At 58.3% G+C, this 18,348-nt stretch carries 17 protein-coding genes and 1 pseudogene; 12 read left to right on the top strand and 6 right to left on the bottom strand.

The window, feature by feature from the left end; translation table 11 throughout:
* A pseudogene (locus tag BF12_RS22215) lies at positions 1–278 on the top strand (IS3 family transposase); the annotation flags it as partial.
* 268 nt (positions 279–546) lie between these two features.
* Here BF12_RS22215 and BF12_RS19535 read toward each other — a convergent pair.
* Complete coding sequence (locus BF12_RS19535) at positions 547–1,365, bottom strand: RIO1 family regulatory kinase/ATPase domain-containing protein (protein ID WP_024952132.1); 819 nt, start codon at positions 1,363–1,365, stop codon at positions 547–549.
* A gap of 268 nt (positions 1,366–1,633) precedes the next feature.
* Here BF12_RS19535 and BF12_RS0109835 point away from each other — a divergent pair, with 268 nt between their 5' ends.
* Both BF12_RS0109835 and coq7 read left to right on the top strand, forming a co-directional pair.
* A complete protein-coding gene (locus tag BF12_RS0109835; RefSeq protein WP_024952131.1) occupies positions 1,634–1,975 on the top strand; it encodes a histidine triad nucleotide-binding protein in 342 nt (113 codons plus the stop codon).
* 229 nt (positions 1,976–2,204) lie between these two features.
* A complete protein-coding gene (coq7, locus tag BF12_RS0109830; RefSeq protein ID WP_035159739.1) occupies positions 2,205–2,870 on the top strand; it encodes a 2-polyprenyl-3-methyl-6-methoxy-1,4-benzoquinone monooxygenase in 666 nt (221 codons plus the stop codon).
* A 141-nt stretch (positions 2,871–3,011) separates the two neighbouring features.
* Here the strand turns inward: coq7 and BF12_RS0109825 are convergent, their stop codons facing one another.
* Together BF12_RS0109825 and BF12_RS0109820 are read right to left on the bottom strand one after the other, a co-directional pair.
* Positions 3,012–3,365 (bottom strand): ABC transporter ATP-binding protein, encoded by a 354-nt coding sequence (locus BF12_RS0109825; protein WP_024952129.1) that lies wholly within the window; start codon positions 3,363–3,365, stop codon positions 3,012–3,014.
* Between the two features lie 304 nt (positions 3,366–3,669).
* Positions 3,670–4,449, bottom strand: coding sequence for a hypothetical protein (locus BF12_RS0109820; protein WP_024952128.1), 780 nt, complete (start codon positions 4,447–4,449; stop codon positions 3,670–3,672).
* 231 nt (positions 4,450–4,680) lie between these two features.
* On the opposite strand from BF12_RS0109820, the gene BF12_RS21160 reads away from it, so the two are divergent.
* The 6 genes from BF12_RS21160 (at position 4,681) to BF12_RS0109790 (ending at position 9,348) form a co-directional block, all read left to right on the top strand.
* On the top strand, positions 4,681–5,169 hold the full coding sequence (locus BF12_RS21160; RefSeq protein ID WP_024952127.1) for a PepSY domain-containing protein: 489 nt from the start codon (positions 4,681–4,683) through the stop codon (positions 5,167–5,169).
* A 90-nt stretch (positions 5,170–5,259) separates the two neighbouring features.
* Complete coding sequence (locus tag BF12_RS0109810) at positions 5,260–5,967, top strand: response regulator transcription factor (RefSeq protein ID WP_024952126.1); 708 nt, start codon at positions 5,260–5,262, stop codon at positions 5,965–5,967.
* A complete protein-coding gene (locus BF12_RS0109805; protein ID WP_024952125.1) occupies positions 5,964–7,328 on the top strand; it encodes a sensor histidine kinase in 1,365 nt (454 codons plus the stop codon). Before BF12_RS0109810 ends, BF12_RS0109805 begins: the two co-directional genes overlap by 4 nt.
* A 291-nt stretch (positions 7,329–7,619) precedes the next feature.
* Positions 7,620–8,267: an ankyrin repeat domain-containing protein gene (locus BF12_RS0109800; protein ID WP_024952124.1), complete on the top strand. Its 648-nt coding sequence runs from the start codon at positions 7,620–7,622 to the stop codon at positions 8,265–8,267.
* Between the two features lie 26 nt (positions 8,268–8,293).
* Entirely contained in the window at positions 8,294–8,791 is a 498-nt protein-coding gene (locus tag BF12_RS0109795) for a hypothetical protein (RefSeq protein ID WP_024952123.1), read from the top strand.
* A complete protein-coding gene (locus BF12_RS0109790) occupies positions 8,788–9,348 on the top strand; it encodes a retropepsin-like aspartic protease family protein (protein ID WP_024952122.1) in 561 nt (186 codons plus the stop codon). The genes BF12_RS0109795 and BF12_RS0109790 overlap by 4 nt, the downstream gene beginning before the upstream one ends.
* A 113-nt stretch (positions 9,349–9,461) precedes the next feature.
* On the opposite strand, the gene gnd is transcribed toward BF12_RS0109790, so the two are convergent.
* The 3 genes from gnd to BF12_RS0109775 all read right to left on the bottom strand — a co-directional run bounded on the left by gnd (position 9,462) and on the right by BF12_RS0109775 (position 14,986).
* On the bottom strand, positions 9,462–10,445 hold the full coding sequence (gene gnd / locus BF12_RS0109785) for a phosphogluconate dehydrogenase (NAD(+)-dependent, decarboxylating) (protein ID WP_024952121.1): 984 nt from the start codon (positions 10,443–10,445) through the stop codon (positions 9,462–9,464).
* A gap of 156 nt (positions 10,446–10,601) precedes the next feature.
* Positions 10,602–11,834, bottom strand: coding sequence for a ribonucleotide-diphosphate reductase subunit beta (locus BF12_RS0109780; RefSeq protein WP_024952120.1), 1,233 nt, complete (start codon positions 11,832–11,834; stop codon positions 10,602–10,604).
* 248 nt (positions 11,835–12,082) lie between these two features.
* A complete protein-coding gene (locus tag BF12_RS0109775) occupies positions 12,083–14,986 on the bottom strand; it encodes a ribonucleoside-diphosphate reductase subunit alpha (RefSeq protein ID WP_024952119.1) in 2,904 nt (967 codons plus the stop codon).
* Between the two features lie 433 nt (positions 14,987–15,419).
* Between BF12_RS0109775 and BF12_RS0109770 the strand changes: the two genes are divergently transcribed.
* The 3 genes from BF12_RS0109770 to BF12_RS0109760 are packed head-to-tail and all read left to right on the top strand — an operon-like array spanning position 15,420 to position 18,244.
* Complete coding sequence (locus BF12_RS0109770) at positions 15,420–16,124, top strand: winged helix-turn-helix domain-containing protein (protein WP_024952118.1); 705 nt, start codon at positions 15,420–15,422, stop codon at positions 16,122–16,124.
* A 3-nt stretch (positions 16,125–16,127) separates the two neighbouring features.
* Complete coding sequence (locus tag BF12_RS0109765) at positions 16,128–17,789, top strand: ATP-binding protein (protein ID WP_024952117.1); 1,662 nt, start codon at positions 16,128–16,130, stop codon at positions 17,787–17,789.
* Positions 17,786–18,244 carry a lipocalin-like domain-containing protein gene (locus BF12_RS0109760; RefSeq protein ID WP_024952116.1) on the top strand — a complete coding sequence of 153 codons (459 nt, stop codon included), beginning with the start codon at positions 17,786–17,788 and terminating at the stop codon, positions 18,242–18,244. The genes BF12_RS0109765 and BF12_RS0109760 overlap by 4 nt, the downstream gene beginning before the upstream one ends.
* Positions 18,245–18,348: the final 104 nt, after the last annotated feature.

Raw genomic sequence — 18,348 nt, 5'->3', positions numbered from 1 at the left:
TGTCAGCGGCGCAGCAGTGGGTGACGCGCTTCGTGCAGTGGTACAACCACGAACACCGCCACAGCGCCATACGGTTCGTCACCCCGGGGGAGCGGCATGCCGGCCTGGATAACGAGGTGCTGGCAAGGCGAGACGCCATCTATGCCGAGGCGAAACGGCAACATCCCGGGCGGTGGAGCAGTGCCACCCGCAACTGGACACCGCGCCGGACAGTCTGGCTGAACCCCGACCAGGAAGACCCGCTGGTTCAACAGGATCAGCGATTAGAAGCCGCCTGATTACAGGTTCCAACAAGCTTGACAGACATCGCTGGGTCGTTACGACAAGTTGGGGAAAAAGGCGGCTGCATTGATCCCGGATGCCGAATTGTTCGAGCTGGACAACCTGGGACATTTACCGCAGATCGAGGATTTCGAACGATTTAAAGTGGAATTGAAAAAAGCGCTCATGGCACAGCCCAAGGCGTGAGTGAAGCGACGACAATATCAGGATGAGAAAACCGGCAAGAAGCCTGTTTTCAGGTTCTCTCATCCTCAATATTCAGGGCTACCTGCCTTTGAGGCGCGGCAGAATCTGCTTCTTCCACAGCCGTAGTACGCCATTAAAGCGCTTGCTACGCATGACCAACCGAGCTTCACGGGTGCTGAGTGGCCGCCCCAGTGTACGCTGTTTGAGTTTGAGCGAGTGGCGCAGATCAAAGCAGCGCATCATGCGCGCGAGAGTGGCGGTGCCCGGCAAGCGCGGTAGTCGCACTGCAGAGGTGAAGTCGATCAATACCGGTACGCCATCACGCAGCACCACGTTGGAGCCGCGAATATCGTTATGAGCCATTTGCTGCTGATGAAGTTGCTGCACGATGCGTATCAGCTGCTGGCTCAGCGTGGCATCAGACGTCGATGCGACATCGCTGAGCAGTGGGCCGGGGATATATTCCATTGCCAGTGCCAGTGGTGACAAGCGTGCAATCGCCTGTGGAGCATGTGTCCAGCCACCGAGTTGCTCCAGCATTTTCAGTTCGTGCCGCACCAGCCAGCGCGCCACGAGTGCTGCTGGTGTGCCGGCATAGCGGCGATAGTCCTTGCAGACCACTGATTGGCCGTTGAATTGGGTCAGGTAGACCTCGGCTTTCAGGAAGCCCTTCGCGCGCTGTAGAAAGTGGGCGGACATCTGCCCCGAATATTCATTCTCTAGTGTGCTGGCATCTGAAGTCGCATGAACCGAAGTGGCGGTAAGCCTCTCTGCTGCTGTCTGGGGTGTCTCGTCAGGGGTGAGAGGGGCAGCCGGAGTGGAGGAGCAGGCAAGGCCGGCTTCCAGAGGATGGTGACTCTTGTGCAGGGCGGAGCCAGGACGATTGAGCAGACGCATGGTGGAAGGCTTCTTGTTAGCTGGATAACAATGATTATCCTATCGTTTTCCCATGCCGCCCAGCGGTATGCATGAATCAGTCTGTTGCTCATCGAGCGACATTCGCTCAAGCGCGTCACTATTCATACTGTTCAGGCACCCTATCAAGCACTTGCTCAAGTGCTTGATAGGGTGCCTTTCTCTGCGCACTCTTGGCCCGATCGCCCTTGGGCGCTACGCTTGAAAGCCGCGCTGCCGCAGGCAGCACCATCGTCGAGGGAGAATGTCCATGGACTGTCTGTTCTGCAAGATCATCAACCGCGAGATTCCAGCCGATATCGTCTATGAAGATGATGAGGTACTGGCGTTCAATGACATTAGTCCTCAGGCACCGACGCATGTGCTGATCATTCCCAAGCAGCACATCGCCACGCTGAACGACATTGAGGAATCCCAGTTAGCGACCATCGGCCGACTTCAATTCGTGGCTGCCAACCTGGCGCGTGAGCGTGGGTTTGCTGAGGATGGCTATCGTGTCGTGATGAACTGTAATGAAGATGGCGGCCAGACGGTCTATCATATTCATATGCACCTGATGGGTGGTCGCCGCTTTACCTGGCCGGCTGGCTGAGCCGGTAAAGAGCAGGCGCCTGTACCAGTGGCTGATGGGCAGGTAGCGGCTAGCGATTGAAAGCGTGCGGCACACAGGCGCATACCGGCGGCGACACCTTGGTGTCGTCGCCGGTTTTCGATGGTCGAGAGAAAATAGTTATCTCATCCAGAGCGACATCCTGCCCCTTACTGTCAGGCGATGGCTTGCGTAAGATGAGGGTATTGCTTATGTCGCGCAGGAGCTTCACATGTCGCACCACGATGCTATTCCGGCTCCGCGCCGTCACAGTCGCGCTGATCAGTTGATTCAGCAGTTTGATACCGTGCTGCGCACTCTCGTGCCTCACGCTGCCCAGCCGTCCAGGCCGTCGCCTGCCGGTGATACTCGCGATGACGAGATCAGTGATGAAGAGCGTCAGCACGCTGCTGGCCTGATGCGTATCAATCATACCGGTGAGGTGTGTGCTCAGGCGTTGTATCAGGGACAGGGCTTCACTGCTCGGCTGCCGGAGATTCGCCACCAGATGGAGCTTGCTGCGCAAGAGGAAGTGGACCACCTCGCGTGGTGCGATGCGCGTCTGGTGGAGTTGGATGCCAATACCAGCTTGCTCAATCCGCTGTTTTACATGACGAGCTTTGCACTGGGGGCGGCAGCGGGTGCCATCAATGACAAGGTGAGCCTTGGCTTTGTGGCAGCGACCGAAGAGTTGGTCGGCGAGCACCTTTCAGCACACCAGCAGACTCTGCCGCAGGGCGACCAGCGTTCGCGCGCGGTGCTACGTCAGATGGAAATTGACGAGGCACATCATGAGCAGTGGGCGTTGGAGGCTGGAGGTCATCGTTTCCCCGCTCCACTCAAGAGTGCCATGCGTCTGATGTCGAAGGTGATGACGGCCAGTGTTTATCGGGTATAGGGCATGCAGGTAAAAATCATGCGGGCCTGAGCATCAGTCGCAGGTCTTGGGCATGAAGAAGGCCGCCCTTGTGGGGCGGCCTTCTTGTCTTCAAGTCGAGCGTTTTTAGATAGCATCAAGGGCAGGAATCAACCTCAAGGGTCAATCCTTGACCTGATACTCTCCGTCCAGCGTTGTAGCGTCACTGCCATCTTCGCGGGTTTCAGGGCGTGAATAGTTCTGTCGACCATTGGCCTTGTCCTGAGCTTCTTGCATACGCTGCTGCATCTCACTCATGCGCTTCTTCATGCGGCGACGGATGAAGGGCAGCATGATGATGCCGAGTACCATCATGATCAGCGCTGCAAACAGGCTGAAGACCATGACGATACTGCCAACAATCCATGCTGCGACAAGTTTGAACCCGGACAGACCATTGGAAGGGCGTTGGTTGCCTGCATTGGCCTGCCACTGACGTGCCTGGTTCCATAATGTGTTGTGTTGTTGACCTTGCATATTGATTCTCCGCTATAGATGCCGGGCTGCTAGGCCGGGCAAGGATGACCCGATAGGTGAAAGTGGATGGTCGGGGGTATCGGGCCGGAATTGGGGTCTACTCAGGCTTGTTCATGACTTGGCCATACTGACTGCTGTCTTATGCTATCAGCATCGAAGCTGGCATCGTTGTCGTCAAGGCTGTCCGGCGTTGATGTGTCGGTTTGCGCAGCATCTCTTGTGGTACCTGTCGCGCCGCCTATCATGCTCTCTCTTTACATCAGTCTTGATCAGAATCTGCTGCTCGCCTGCGCTGGCCATTAATCTACCGGTAGCCGGGATAAAGAGACAGCGCACTTGCCAAGCCAATGTTACCGATTGGCAGTGGCATGTTCAGTGACATCTGCTGAGGTTGTCCCTGATGGTCCAAGCCTTTTATCAAGATGCCATCTGCATCAACTTCCACTGTCTGTATGCTTTTAATGCCGTCGCTGGCAGCAAAATTCAAGGTCTCGCGCATGTTATCGCGATCAAGCGCGGCATCATCAGTCGGGGAGGATGCCTTGCGCAGTGCCTCGCTGAGAAGTTCTCCGTCAGCAAGGTTGATGGATAATTCCATCTCCCAGCCACTTCTTCCCCATCCGGTGAACTGCACGTGATCATGGCGGATGTCCATGGTACTGAACTGCAGCATGCCTTGGCGACTGGCGTGCATCATCATCTGTGTCAGCAGCTCCGGCGCGAGTCCAGCGGATAGGGTAGTGCCGTCAGCGTGGCTTGCGGCATCGGCGGAGAGCCATGTAGCGTCACCGTGAGCATGAACGTTATTTTCGCTAGCCCCCTCGCTGTCGGCGGTATTCATCTGAATCGTGTTGCCGGCGCCTTGCGTGCCTGGCATGAGTCCAGAGGCGTTCAGCTGATGGCGGGCCGGAAGGTCCTCTATACCATTGGCATAGGCGGGAGTTGAACCCAGCATCAGTCCAAGAGCGCCAACGCCAAGCCCATGACGCAAGCTCTGTGCTGACTGGCTGTCTAGCCAGAAATAGGCGGCCCGCGACCGAGCGTTTTTTGGCCGAGCAGCACGCGATGCAGAAAGTGTGGACATGAACTCCTCCTCAGGGATGGCTGAGCATGTCACGTAGCATGGCAGAGGCGACCTTGCGCAAGACTGAGAGCTGAATTCATCTGAGGTTCATTGCATCCTGTCAGTCTTTGCGTCATATGGGTGGCTGTCAGTGAATATCTTTCTCTCTGTCTCCTACCTGCCGCTTATCTTTCGCCCGGCACCTCTTTCCCGGCGCGCAGCATGCATAGCCGCATTCCAAGAGGCCCCTTCATGCAGACTTCCCGCAAGGCCCCTGATATTTCCCGGGCATCGTGCTTGGGTCGATTCCGGCATCGACGTACCTGGTTATGTATCGGCTTGGGAAGCTTGCTGGTTGGCTCACTGGCACTTCCGCAGCTGGCGATGTGTGACAGCGAACGCTGGCGCAGTCTGCATGATGAGGTGGCAGCAGGGCGTGTGATTTCATTGTCTCAGCTACTTGATGGCCTCGAGCGTGACTGGTTGGGGCAAGTGGTCGAGGTGGAATTGGACGAAAGTCATGGTGAGCTGATCTATGAAGTCGAGATGCTCGGCCCGCAGGGGCAGATGGCCAAGTTCACCGTGCGTGCCTCTGATGGCAGCCTGCGCGAAGTCCGTGGCATCAATCTTGGAGACATGCGGCGCCATGCTGACGGCACGCTATCTGATGGCAATGTCATGGACGATAACAGTGTCATGGATGATGACAGGGTTATCGATGAGGGTGCCGGGCCACCCTGATGGGCGGTATGCTAGAAGTACTTCCCACGTTGAGCGCAGCGATGCCGTGCCGGCGTCAGGACACCGATTGCGTCAGGAGCCTGAGAGCTGATGAAAATATTGCTGGTTGAAGATGATATGCCGCTAGCCGAGGCGCTGATGGCACGCCTAAGCGAAGCGGATGTGCTGGTCGAGCACGCTACCACCGGGGGTGATGCAGACTTTCTGGTGCAGACTGAGCGCTATGACGCGGTGGTGCTGGATTTAGGTCTGCCGGACGGCGATGGCACCCGCTGGTTGGCACAATGGCGTGAAGTCGGTATCGAAGTGCCGGTACTGGTGCTGACGGCACGTGAGCGTTGGTCTGACAAGGCGGCTGGTTTCTCTGCCGGTGCTGATGATTATGTCACCAAGCCTTTCGAGACTGCCGAAGTTATCTTCCGTCTGCGCGCGCTAGTGCGCCGCTCTCGCGGCCATGCACATCCGGTGCTCAAGTTGGGTGACCTGGCCTGTGATACCCATGGCGGCACTGTCAGTTTGGCCGGACGTCCGGTCTCGTTAACCGCACAGGAAACCCGCCTGCTGATGCATTTGATGCATGCCGTGCCTGGCGTGGTCAGCCGCTCTGAACTGGTCGAGCACGTCTACGATCGCGACCATGAGCCTGATTCCAATGTCATCGATGTGCAGATCAGTCGTTTGCGTCGCAAGCTGGGTGCTGAGCGCATCGAGACCCTGCGCGGTCGCGGTTATCGTCTGCGTGACCCTGATGCCGAGTCGGAAGCAAGCGCGTCACACGATGATGGCGACGACGCATGAAGCCATTATCAGTCGGCCGCCGATTGCTCGGTGGCTCGCTGGTCATTGCACTGATTGTCATGCCACTGACCGGTCTTGGGCTGGCATGGAGTTTCCGTGATGCCGTTACCACTGCTTTCGATCAGCGGCTGCTGTCGTTGTCGAAGGTGCTGATTGCGGCTATCCAGTTTGACCGTGAAAAAGGCCGCCCCGGATTGACTCGCTCGCTGGGTGATCCGCGCTTTGATCAGGCCTATTCTGGCTGGTACTGGCAGATATCCGATCGCAACGGCAACGTACTGACATCACGCTCGCTGTGGGATCAACGGCTGCCTCCGTTGGAAGACATGAGTAATGGCATCGTACAAAGTCGCGATATCAAGGGGCCGCGACATCAGGTACTGCGTGCTATCGAGCGCGATATTCGCCTGCCTGGACGCAACCAGCCACTGCATGTGATGGTCGCTGCCAGCCGTAGCGAGGTAGATGCTGAGGTCGCGCGCTTCGAGTGGCTATTGGCAGGCGCGCTGGCCGCGCTGGCTTCATTGTTGGCCTGTGGTTCTGCAGCGCAGATCAGCTGGGGCTTGGCGCCACTCAGGCGCTTGCGCTCGCGGCTCAAGCGGGTCGCTGACGGAGAGGCCGAGCGCCTTGAAGAGACACGCTTGCCGCCGGAACTTACTGAGCTGACCCGCGCAATCAATGCCGTGCTCGAGCGTGATCAACGCCTGATCGAGCGTGGACGTGCGGCAGCCGGTAATCTGGCTCATGCGCTGAAAACGCCGGTCAGCGTACTCAAGGCGCAGTCTGAACGCTTTGACGGAGATGATCGTGCACGTATCGATGCTGAGCTACGGCGGATCGATGAGGCTGTCCGACATCACCTGGCGCGTGCCAGTGCTGCCGGTGGCGCACACTTGAGTGGGCGTATCAGCTTGCGTGACGCTGCTGGACCCGTGTTTGAAGGCTTGGGTCGTCTCGCTGGCCGGCGTGGTATCACGCTCAGTCTGGCGCTTGAGGATGATGCCAGTGTGCGTGTTGACCCGCAGGACCTGCAGGAGATGGTCGGCAATCTGCTTGAGAACGCACTGCAGTGGGCACAGAAAGAAGTCCGAGTGAGCAGTGAGACTCGCGATGGCGGCGTGTTGCTGATCATCGAGGATGATGGCCCGGGCATGACGGATGAAGAAGGGGCTGCTGCACTCGGCCGTGGAGCGCGCCTCGATGAAGGGCGTTCCGGCTCTGGGCTGGGGCTTGCGATCGTGGATGACCTGATGGCGCTCTACGGTGGTGAGCTGTGTCTGATGCGCTCATCGCTGGGAGGGCTGGCCGCGCGAGTCTGGCTGCCCAGTTCGCCGCTGGTCGGTGCGCATCCGACGGCCTGATCTTACATAGTCACTGGCTATGATAATGATCTTTATAGATGATTGGTCGCTATTATGGTGGCAGCGTACTCTGTGATTGTCCGGCTGGCAGCCGGACGGGCTTCGTTTCTGAGTCTCGTCTGCCGCGCCCTGCGGTGATGACGAACTGGCGCTCCTTCGGGAGCGCCTTTTTTATACCTGTAGAGCGCCACCGTAGAAGGTCTTCCCCTCGCGAACGCTAACAGTCATGCTCAAGATCGCATAGGCTATCAGTCAGGTGTCATGTGACACGTCGGGCGTCAGGAGGTTGTGATGAAGGACATGACAATGTGTGCTCAACATGGCGATCTAGCGGGGCTGGCTGAAGCATTGGCTGCGTCGGATGCATGCGAGCGAGTCAATGACATCGACTATCGTGGTCGCTCACCATTGATGGTGGCGGTGCAGGCCAATCAGCCAGAAGCTGTCGCGGCACTACTCGCGGCAGGTGCTGATAGCGAGCAGACCGATGCCCTGCACGACACGCCATTACTGACTGCGGCGGCTTTGGGGCATCAAGGCTGCCTGGAGCGTCTGTTGGCGCATGGTGCCTCGGCTACCGTGCTCAATCGTTTTTCCTCTACCGCGTTGATGTCAGCGAGTGAGCGCGGCCACAGTGGTATTTGTGAACTGCTGCTGGAGCAGACATCCATCGATGTCGATCACCAGAATACGCTCGGTTGGACTGCTCTGATTGAAGCGGTATTACTGGGTGATGGTGATATCGCCTACCAGCAGGTCGTGCAACATTTGTTGAACCATGGCGCCGACGTCAATCTGGCGGATGCCGAAGGCGTTACACCACTAGCCCATGCACGCTGGCGCACGTTTGAGGTGGTGTGTGAGATGTTGGAAGCGGCCGGTGGGCATGAACGTGGTATCGCCCATGAAGTTGAGCCGCCGACGCCTCATCAAGCATGACGGTAGATCGTCAGAAGGAGCGTCGCATGACCGTGACATGGGGACTGCTGATAATGGGTGTAGCTTTGCTGCTGCTGGGAGGATACCGCTGGCAGCACGCTCAATCCTTTGCGCGAGAAAGCGTGCAGGTGACAGGAGAAGTGATCAACCACGACCGCGCGCTGAATGTGGAGGGGCGCGGGCGCATTCATCTGCCCAAGGGTGGCCCTCTCAGTGAGGATGAAGCGCTGGCGATGGCGGGTCTGCCGCCGGGCGGGCGCTTCAATATCGAGGCCATTCAGTATGCTCCGGTCGTGCGCTATCAGGATGAGCGGGGCGGCTGGCACGAATATATCTCGCCGCTGGCGGTTCCCTCACCGACGCCCGCTGTGGGCGAGAATGTCGTGCTCACCTATCGGCGCAGTGCCCCGCATGAGGCAAGCCTGCCCAGCGCGCGCGGCTGGCTGATAGGGGTGCCGTTCGCACTGGGCGTAGCGCTGTGCGTAGTGGCATTGCGCCTATTGCTGCGCAGTGGTGGCGGATGAGTGACGCTGACCACAACGAACCGACCAAGAATGGCTCTGTCGAGAAAGACCCGAGTCGGCGTTATGGCATTGGCATGTTGGTGCTGTGCTGGGGGCTGATGCTTGGCATGTTGGTCTGGTGGTTTCAAGGGCAGCTTGACGAGAGGAGCCGGCCTAATGCTTCGCTGGCAGGCCAATCACTGGCGGCGCAGCAGCCCTTGACGCTTACGCGCAATCGCGCGGGTCACTTTGTGGCACCTGGAGAGATCAATGGTGCAGCGGTGACCTTCCTGCTCGATACCGGCGCGACCTATGTCTCGGTCTCCGAGGCACTGGCGCAGCGCTTGAATCTGCCACGTGGACGGGATGCGCGCTTCACCACTGCCAATGGTGTCAGTCACGGTGCGCTGACCACGCTAGAAGAAGTCAGTCTGGCCGGGCTTGTGTGGCAAGAGGTGCGCGGTGCTATTGTGCCCGGTATGGACGATGACCTGGTGTTGTTGGGCATGAGCTTTCTGGGTCAGTTCGATATCAACATGCGTGGTCAGCAGATGCGTCTGACACCGATTTCCGACTGATGCACACCTTCAGAAAAGACAGAATACAAAAACGCCCCGCTCAATGAGCGGGGCGTTTTTCATGCAGCAATCATTGGCCACTGCCTGTCACTCCCATCGGAGCGATTGAGCAGTCAGTCCTGACGGGGCGGCTCGACATGGCCACCGAAACCGAAGCGCATCGCCGATAGCAAGCGATTGGCATAGGTGTTTTCCTTGCGCGAGCTGAAGCGCGAGAACAGCGCATTGGCCAGCACCGGCACGGCGACACCCTGCTCGACGGCGGCATCGACGGTCCAGCGACCTTCGCCACTGTCGGAGACGGCGCCGCTGTAATGATCAAGACGTTCATCACCGGCCAGCGCCTGAGCGGTGAGATCGAGCAACCAGGAAGATACGACGCTGCCACGACGCCAGACTTCAGCGATATCCGCCATGTTCAGATCAAAGCGCTGATCTTCCGGCAGGTCTGCGGAGCCCTTGCTCTGCATCAGCTCGAAGCCTTCCGCGTAGGCCTGCATCAGGCCGTACTCGATACCGTTATGTACCATCTTCACGTAGTGACCGGCACCGACCGGGCCTGCATGGATGTAGCCACGCTCGGCGCGCTCGTCCGGGGCATTGCGTCCCTTGGTGCGTTCGAGGTCGCCATAGCCCGGCGCAAGGGTGTCGAATAGCGGCTCAAGGTGATCGAACACTTCTTTCTCTGCACCAATCATCATGCAGTAACCGCGCTCCAGCCCCCACACGCCGCCGGAAGTGCCCACGTCGACGTAGTGCAGGCCTTTCTCCTTCAGGCTCGCTGCGCGACGGACATCATCCTTGTAGAAGGTATTGCCACCATCAATGATGGTGTCGCCCGCTTCCATGATGTCAGCCAGTGCGGCAATGGTTTGCTCGGTGATCTCGCCAGAAGGCAACATGACCCAGATCGCGCGTGGCGCATCGATCTGCTCGACCAGCTGGGCGAGGCTTTCGACGTGGGTCGCGCCGTCAGCCACGAGTGACTGGGCTATGGTGGCGTCGCGATCATGAGCGACCACTTCATGGCCATTGCGCATCAAGCGACGAGCGATGTTGCCGCCCATGCGGCCGAGTCCGATGATACCGAGTTGCATGTTCGTTCCTTTCACGTGAAGCCGGGGGAGAGTCGGGACGGCGCGAAGCCTACCCTGTGAGCTCTTTTGACGCAAAACGGGCCATGTCAATGACATGGCCCGTTAGCACTTTTGTGAGTCGCGTTAGTTACATCAGTACACGACCCTTGGCCAGAATCAATCCCAGCTCAGTGCGCCGCCAACCTGATATTCAGTGACGCGCGTTTCGAAGAAGTTCTTCTCCTTGCGCAGGTCGATGATCTCGGACATCCACGGGAACGGGTTCTTGGCGCCCGGGAACTGCTCCTTGAGGCCCAGCTGTGCGAGGCGACGGTTGCAGATGAAGTGGAGGTATTCCTCCATGATGGCCGCATTCATGCCCAGTACGCCGCGCGGCATGGTGTCGCGTGCGTATTCGATCTCGAGCTGGGTGCCTTCGAGGATCATCTGGGTGACCTCGTCCTGGAACTCGGCAGTCCACAGCAGCGGATTCTCGACCTTGATCTGGTTGATCACGTCGATACCGAAGTTCAGGTGCATGGACTCGTCACGCAGGATGTACTGGAACTGCTCGGCCACGCCGGTCATCTTGTTGCGGCGACCCATGGACAGAATCTGGGAGAAGCCGCAGTAGAAGAAGATGCCTTCGGTGACGGCGTAGAAGCCGATCAGGTTACGCAGGAATTCCTGATCCGTTTCGGTGGTGCCGGTCTGGAAGTCAGCGCGTCCGAGGGCCTGGGTGTGCTTGAGGCTCCAGGCGGACTTGCGTGCGACGGAGTCCACTTCGCGGTACATGTTGAAGACTTCGCCTTCGTCCATGCCCAGTGACTCGATGCAGTACTGGTAGGCGTGAGTGTGGATCGCCTCTTCGAAGGCCTGACGCAGCAGATACTGGCGGCATTCCGGATTGGTAATGTTCTTGTAGACGGCCAGCACCAGATTATTGGCGACCAGCGAGTCAGCAGTGGAGAAGTAGCCCAGCGAGCGCATCACGATCAGACGCTCGTCATCGGTCAGGCCATCCTGACTTTTCCACAACGCGATGTCCGCGTTCATGTTCACTTCTTGCGGCATCCAGTGGTTCGCGGAGCCGTCGAGATATTTCTGCCATGCCCAGTCGTACTTGAAGGGCACCAGCTGGTTGACGTCAGCGCGGGCATTGATCATGCGCTTTTCGTCTACATGAATGCGCTGGGCACCCATTTCCAGTTCTTCCAGCCCCTTGGCGATATCCAGCTCGTCCAGTGCCTGCTGGGCACGCGCGATACGGTCAGCGTCGCTGACCGCATAGCCTTCGCTGTTCTCGACCGCGATCGGTGCTTCGGTCGGTGCCGGAGCGGCTTGCGTCGGAGCCGCAGGCTTCTCGGCGGTCGGCGCTTCATCTTCGTGGAAATCGTCCCAGTTCAACATGTTGCGTTCCTCGTGTTCGTTGGTGGCCACGCGGATGATCAGCGTGACGCAAAAGCGTGAGCGGTGCGTTCTACGACGCAGGCGCCATCGGGTCGCGTGTCTCTGTGTGATGCAAAGGAGACAGGCCGAGAGATGTCAGGAGGCGATGATTGTTAGTGACGGCACAGGACCGAGCGAGGCTCGGTCCTGGTAGGTAGCCGCAGGCTGTCTCCGGTACAGAATCGCATCGGAGGCAGCAAGTCACTCGCTTACTGGCAAGACTCGCAGCCGAGTTCGTCGATGGTGCTGGCGGAGGGGGCACGCTGTCCGCTCTTGCCCTTCAAGAAGTCTTCGATGCCGCGCGGCTCTTGCGCCGTCGGTGCCGTGGCTGCCGGAGCAGGGACGGCCGGTGCTGTCGCAGTGTCGTTGCCAACAGCGTTGTGCTTGCTGCGATCGACAGTGGATTTTTCCACGGCAGTCGCACCCAGAGCACGGAGGTAATAAGTGGTCTTGAGGCCACGGAACCATGCCATGCGGTAGGTCACGTCCAGCTTCTTGCCGGACACGCCTTGGATGTACAGGTTCAGAGACTGCGCCTGATCGATCCACTTCTGACGACGCGAGGCTGCTTCGACGATCCACTTCGGCTCGACTTCAAAGGCGTTGGCATACAGCGTCTTGAGGTCTTGCGGAACACGCTCGATCGGCTGCACGCTGCCGTCGTAGTATTTGAGGTCATTGATCATGACCTCATCCCATAGGCCGCGCGCCTTGAGGTCGTTAACCATGTAGGCGTTGACCACGGTGAACTCGCCAGACAGGTTCGATTTCACGAACAGGTTCTGATACGTCGGCTCGATGGACTGCGAGACACCACAGATATTGGAGATCGTCGCGGTCGGCGCGATCGCCATCACGTTGGAGTTACGCATGCCCTGACTGCGGACCTTCTCGCGGATGTAGTTCCAGTCCTGAGTCTGGCTTTCGTCCATCTCGATGTAGTCAGCGCCACGCTCCTGCTTGAGCTTCTCGATGGAATCGATCGGCAGAATCCCTTGGCTCCACAGTGAGCCGTCAAAGCTCTCGTAACGACCACGCTCGGCAGCCAGGTCACTGGACGCTTCGATGGCGTGATAGCTGACCAGTTCCATGGATTCGTCAGCGAAGGTCACGGCTTCTTCAGAAGCGTAGGCAATGGACTGCGCATAGAGCGCATCCTGGAAGCCCATGATGCCTAGACCCACCGGACGGTGACGCATGTTGGAGCGTCGTGCCTGTGGAACTGCGTAGTAGTTGATGTCGATGACGTTATCGAGCATGCGCACGGCGGTACGAACAGACTTCTTGAGCTTGTCGCCGTCCAGCTTGCCGTCGATGACGTGCTGGGACAGGTTGATCGAGCCCAGGTTGCAGACCGCGATCTCGTCCTCGGACGTGTTGAGGGTGATCTCGGTGCACAGGTTGGACGAGTGCACGACGCCGGCGTGCTGTTGCGGGCTACGGATGTTGCACGGATCCTTGAACGTGATCCACGGGTGGCCGGTCTCGAACAACATGGACAGCATCTTGCGCCACAGATCACGTGCCTTGACGCGTTTGAAGAGCTTCAGCTGGCCCTGACGGGTCATCTCTTCGTACTGCTCATAGCGGACCTGGAAGGCAGCGCCGTACAGGTCGTGGAGATCCGGGCAGTCGGACGGCGAGAACAGGGTCCAGTCGGTGTCATCGAAGACACGCTTCATGAACAGATCCGGCACCCAGTTGGCGGTGTTCATGTCGTGAGTACGACGACGGTCATCACCGGTGTTCTTGCGCAGGTCGAGGAATTCCTCGACGTCCATGTGCCAGGTTTCCAGATAAGCACAGACAGCGCCCTTGCGCTTGCCACCCTGATTGACGGCAACGGCAGTGTCGTTGACGACTTTCAGGAAGGGCACGACACCCTGTGACTTGCCGTTGGTGCCCTTGATGTAAGAACCCAAGGCACGTACTGGCGTCCAATCGTTACCGAGACCACCGGCCCATTTGGAGAGCATGGCGTTGTCGCGGATAGCACCGTAGATGCCATCGAGAGCATCCGGCACGGTGGTCAGGTAGCAGCTGGACAGCTGACTACGACGAGTCCCGGCGTTGAACAGGGTCGGCGTGGAGGCCATGTAGTCGAAGCTGGACAGCAGCTCGTAGAACTCGATGGCGCGACCTTCGCGGTCTTCCTCGTTCAGGGACAGGCCCATCGCGACACGCATGAACATGACCTGCGGCAGCTCATAGCGCACGTCGTCCTGGTGCAGGAAGTAGCGGTCGTACAGGGTCTGCAGTCCGAGATAGGTGAACTGGTTGTCACGCGAGTGATCGATGGCTGCGCCGAGGCGCTCCAGATCAAAGGTGGCCAGTTGCTCATCCAGTTGCTCGAAGGCGATGCCGCTTTCGATATAGGCCTTGAAGGCGACCGGATAGTGCTCCTGCATTTCACCGAACGTCGCTTCGTCAGCGACCTTGAGGAAGCTCAAGGCTTCGCGACGCAGGTTGTCCTGCAGCAGGCGAGCGGTGACGTAGGTGTAGTTCGGGTCTTTCTCGACCAGCGTACGCGCGGTCATCATCAGTGCGGTGGACACGCCATCGATCGGCACGCCGTCGTACAGATTCTTCAGCGAGTCATCGACGATTTTCTGGGCATCGACGTTGGACAGCTCAGCACAGGCATCAAAGACCAGTGTTTCGATACGGCCAAGGTCCAGCGGACGCACGGTACCGTCGAGATGGGTGACATTGATGGTCGGGTGCGGCTTGGTGATGCCATCGTTCTGCGCGCTGCGGGCACGCGTGTGCTCATCGCGGTACAGGACGTAAGCGCGGGCTGCCTTGTGCTCACCGGAACGCATCAGTGCCAGTTCAACCTGGTCCTGAATGTCTTCGATGTGCAGCGTGCCGCCATCAGGCATACGGCGCTGGAAGGCGTCAGTGATCTGACTGGTCAGCTGCTGGATCAGGTCGCGAATGCGCGAGCTGGACTCGACCTGGTCGCCTTCCACGGCGATGAATGCCTTGGAGAGCGCGACGGAGATCTTGCTGGCGTCAAAGGCCGCAACATCGCCGGTGCGCTTAATGACGCGCAGGCGCTGGGGTGCAGTCAGATCGACTGCTGCCTGATCGGTGCTGGTAGTGGTATCCATGACGCCATCCTGTCGTGTCAAACCAGTTCATGAAACGAAAATATCGGCGATATTTCGTACGCTGACTGGTTCCTGTAGGGCTTGACAATCGCGCGCCTAATCTATGGGCGTCGCTGTCGCTAAAACCCTACATATGGGGTGTGTTCTGATTTTGGACACAAGATAGTGTTGTTTGCAGGGGCGTGCAAGTGGATAACTTGTGGGTAACGTGTGGTTGAAAATTCGGCCCTGTGGACAGGCGATGTCAAGACATTGAGCGTTAAATTTTATGCGCCCCGTCAATCCTTGCAGGGTCTGCTCTGCTGGCGCGCAAACGCACAAATTGGCGTATCATTCGTGACAAATCACCCTGAAAAGGTTACGACGTGGCACTGGACAGTAACGACTTGTGAGCTGCCTGCCACGCCGACCCAACGATGCGGATGGAATGCCCTTGGATACCAATGCGCAAGAACATGTACTGATTGTCGAAGATGACGAGCGTCTAGCGACACTGACGCGCGAGTATCTCGAAGCCAATAACTTCCGTGTCAGTGTTGAGCACGATGGCGGACGGGCAGTAGACCTGATCATCAGTCTGCGCCCTGACCTCGTGATTCTTGATCTGATGCTGCCGGGAGAGGATGGACTCTCCATATGCCGCCGTGTGCGTCCACAGTTCTCAGGCCCGATCCTGATGCTGACCGCGCGTACTGATGATATGGATCAGGTGCTGGGCCTTGAGATGGGCGCTGATGATTATGTGCCTAAACCGGTACAGCCTCGTGTACTGCTAGCGCGCATGCGCGCCCTGCTGCGCCGTGCCGATGGCCCGGAAGCATCAGCCGGCGAAACACGCCTGGTGTTCAATGATCTGGAAATTGACAACGCGACGCGTGAGGCATGGTTGTCACGTGAACGTATCGAGCTGACCAGCGCCGAGTTCGATCTGCTGTGGCTGCTGTCATCCAATGCTGGCCGCGTACTGACGCGCGAAGAAATCTTCTCAGCGCTACGCGGCATCAAATATGACGGCCAGGATCGCTCCATCGACGTGCGAGTCTCACGTATCCGACCGAAGATTGGCGATGATCCCAATCATCCGGAGCGGATCAAAACGGTGCGTAGCAAGGGATACCTGTTCGTCAAGGATCTCTGAGTCATGCGGCGTGCCCTGTCCGACAGTATTTTTCTGCGCGTCTACATGGCGTTGCTCCTGGCGTTGATACTGACGCTAGGTATTGCGCTGGGCGGCTTCCAGCTAACCAACATGGTTCGGCTAGAGGCCTACCAGACTCATTTGGGGGCAGCGCCGATGAAGCTGCTGACTCAGCGGGTATCTGCTACGCCAGATACGGAGCGGAGCAAGTTTCTCGCCCGAGTCTCTGGCTTGCTGGATGCGCGTCTTTTACTCGCACCCGTCGAGATGTTCGATCTCAACTGGTGGGAGCAACGACGTCTGGATGCCGGGCGACCACTGGTCAGAGCACACGCTGATACGGGCTGGCAGTTGTTGATGCAGGTGCCGGGTGAGCATCGCGTGCTGGAGCTTCGGTTGCTGCATCTGGCAGAGCGCCAGCTACGCGGTCTGATGGCCTTGCTCCGCGATACGTTGCTCCCGTTGATGCCCGAGCAACGTGGCAGCATGTTGGCGGAGTTGCAGCAGGTCTCCGGGTTATCTTTTGCGCAGCTCCCGGATGTGCCTGACAGTCTCGATGCCCAGCAGTCCAGTCGTATCAATGATGGGCGGGTGGTGCTCAATGTCGCCAGTCATGGCCGGGCGATGGTGCTTTATGCTCGCCTGGGCCACCAGACGCTGCTTAAGGTCGGACCACTACGTGGCTTTGAAACCACCCCACCTGCGCTGATCGCGGCGATGGTGCTGTCCGTCATTACCTTGTTGGGGGGAGTCATCTATCTAGTCGTGAGGTCGCTTGAAGCGCGCCTGACACGTTTGGAGAGAGCGGCGACACGTATCGCTGGTGGTTATCTCGATACGCGGGTACGCATTGAGTCCAACGACTTTCTAGGCCGACTTGGGATGGCCTTCAATGGTATGGCGGAGCGAGTGCAGGGGCTACTGGGGGCTCAGCAAGACATGATTCGCGCTGTCTCTCACGAGTTGCGTACGCCGGTGGCGCGTATCCGCTTTGCCTTGCAGATGATCGAGGACATGGTCGACGACGACTTCGTGCTTCGGCAGGTAAAGGGAGCCGATGGTGATATCGAAGAGCTCGACAAGCTGATCGATGAAATTCTGACCTATGCGCGCCTCAACAATGCGGCAGGTATTCAGCTCAATATGACCGCAGTGGATTGTCGCGAAGTGGCAGAGCAGGTGTGCGAGACACTCGCACCATTACACCCAGAGCTATTGTTGAGTATCGAAGGGGAGTCCCTTGAGGTAGAGGCTGAGGCCCGCTATCTACAGCGTGCATTGCAAAACCTTGTCTCCAATGCCTGTCGCCATGCTGATTCTCGTGTACTGGTGCGCATCACGAATGACCCACAGGTGATACGTATCGATGTTGAAGATGACGGGCCGGGCGTTGCCGAAGACGATCGCAAAAAGGTCTTCAAGCCCTTTGCGCGTCTCGATGATTCACGTACACGCGCTTCGGGGGGCTATGGTCTTGGGTTATCCATCGTTCAGAAGATCATGCACTCGCATGGTGGCAGCGTCGTGGTGGACCACGGCAAGGCCCTCAAGGGGGCGCGCTTCAGTCTGCTGTTGCCACTGACATCGGGGAAATTAGGGCGCGAGATGCCCGTAGTGCTTCCACCTGTTCTACCTACTGTGGCTGATGGAAAGGAGGGCACATGATAGACACTTCAGATACGACGGCACATTTGCATCCAGAGTTGATCGGGTCATGGCAGCTGCAACGTTTCTGGTATGCCTGGCCGGATGGTAGGGAGTTGGAGCCACTCGGCGCCTGCAAGGGACAGCTGCATTACCTGGCAAATGGCTTCATGAGCGTGCAGTTGGTGTCCTGTGAGCGCGAGCCGTTAGGGACGGCGCCTTCGGATGATCAGCTGGTCACAGCATTTCGTAAGGGATTTGCCTATTGTGGCCGCTGGTACTGGGATGGGCAGAGAGAGGAGGTCTGCCATCAGTTGTCGCTGGCAACCATCGCGGATTGGGATGGTGTGACGCTCAATCGGAGTGTCAGCTTCAAGGAAGGCAGTCTGCTGTTAGGGACCGACGCTCCGAATCTTCAGCTGCCAGAAGGAGGCTTTTTAACCTGGTTGCAGTGGCAGCGATTACCGAATCATTAAACTCATTCACAAGAAGGCTTGACGTCAAGGTGGGTTGAAGTGCATAGTAGCGTCTGTTGGATAGCAAGACGCACCACTCAGTCGCCTGCGCAGTTCGGTTTCAC

This window comes from Cobetia crustatorum (assembly GCF_000591415.1).
Taxonomy (GTDB): domain Bacteria; phylum Pseudomonadota; class Gammaproteobacteria; order Pseudomonadales; family Halomonadaceae; genus Cobetia; species Cobetia crustatorum.
Note: the sequence above shows the minus strand (reverse complement) of the source record. Positions and strands in the feature narration are given on the sequence as shown.

Coding starts and splice junctions, on each gene's coding strand:
- BF12_RS19535 (WP_024952132.1), bottom strand. CDS start 1,365: ATGCGTCTGCTCAATCGTCCTGGCTCCGCCCTGCACAAGAGTCACCAT.
- BF12_RS0109835 (WP_024952131.1), top strand. CDS start 1,634: ATGGACTGTCTGTTCTGCAAGATCATCAACCGCGAGATTCCAGCCGAT.
- coq7 (WP_035159739.1), top strand. CDS start 2,205: ATGTCGCACCACGATGCTATTCCGGCTCCGCGCCGTCACAGTCGCGCT.
- BF12_RS0109825 (WP_024952129.1), bottom strand. CDS start 3,365: ATGCAAGGTCAACAACACAACACATTATGGAACCAGGCACGTCAGTGG.
- BF12_RS0109820 (WP_024952128.1), bottom strand. CDS start 4,449: ATGTCCACACTTTCTGCATCGCGTGCTGCTCGGCCAAAAAACGCTCGG.
- BF12_RS21160 (WP_024952127.1), top strand. CDS start 4,681: ATGCAGACTTCCCGCAAGGCCCCTGATATTTCCCGGGCATCGTGCTTG.
- BF12_RS0109810 (WP_024952126.1), top strand. CDS start 5,260: ATGAAAATATTGCTGGTTGAAGATGATATGCCGCTAGCCGAGGCGCTG.
- BF12_RS0109805 (WP_024952125.1), top strand. CDS start 5,964: ATGAAGCCATTATCAGTCGGCCGCCGATTGCTCGGTGGCTCGCTGGTC.
- BF12_RS0109800 (WP_024952124.1), top strand. CDS start 7,620: ATGAAGGACATGACAATGTGTGCTCAACATGGCGATCTAGCGGGGCTG.
- BF12_RS0109795 (WP_024952123.1), top strand. CDS start 8,294: ATGACCGTGACATGGGGACTGCTGATAATGGGTGTAGCTTTGCTGCTG.
- BF12_RS0109790 (WP_024952122.1), top strand. CDS start 8,788: ATGAGTGACGCTGACCACAACGAACCGACCAAGAATGGCTCTGTCGAG.
- gnd (WP_024952121.1), bottom strand. CDS start 10,445: ATGCAACTCGGTATCATCGGACTCGGCCGCATGGGCGGCAACATCGCT.
- BF12_RS0109780 (WP_024952120.1), bottom strand. CDS start 11,834: ATGTTGAACTGGGACGATTTCCACGAAGATGAAGCGCCGACCGCCGAG.
- BF12_RS0109775 (WP_024952119.1), bottom strand. CDS start 14,986: ATGGATACCACTACCAGCACCGATCAGGCAGCAGTCGATCTGACTGCA.
- BF12_RS0109765 (WP_024952117.1), top strand. CDS start 16,128: ATGCGGCGTGCCCTGTCCGACAGTATTTTTCTGCGCGTCTACATGGCG.
- BF12_RS0109760 (WP_024952116.1), top strand. CDS start 17,786: ATGATAGACACTTCAGATACGACGGCACATTTGCATCCAGAGTTGATC.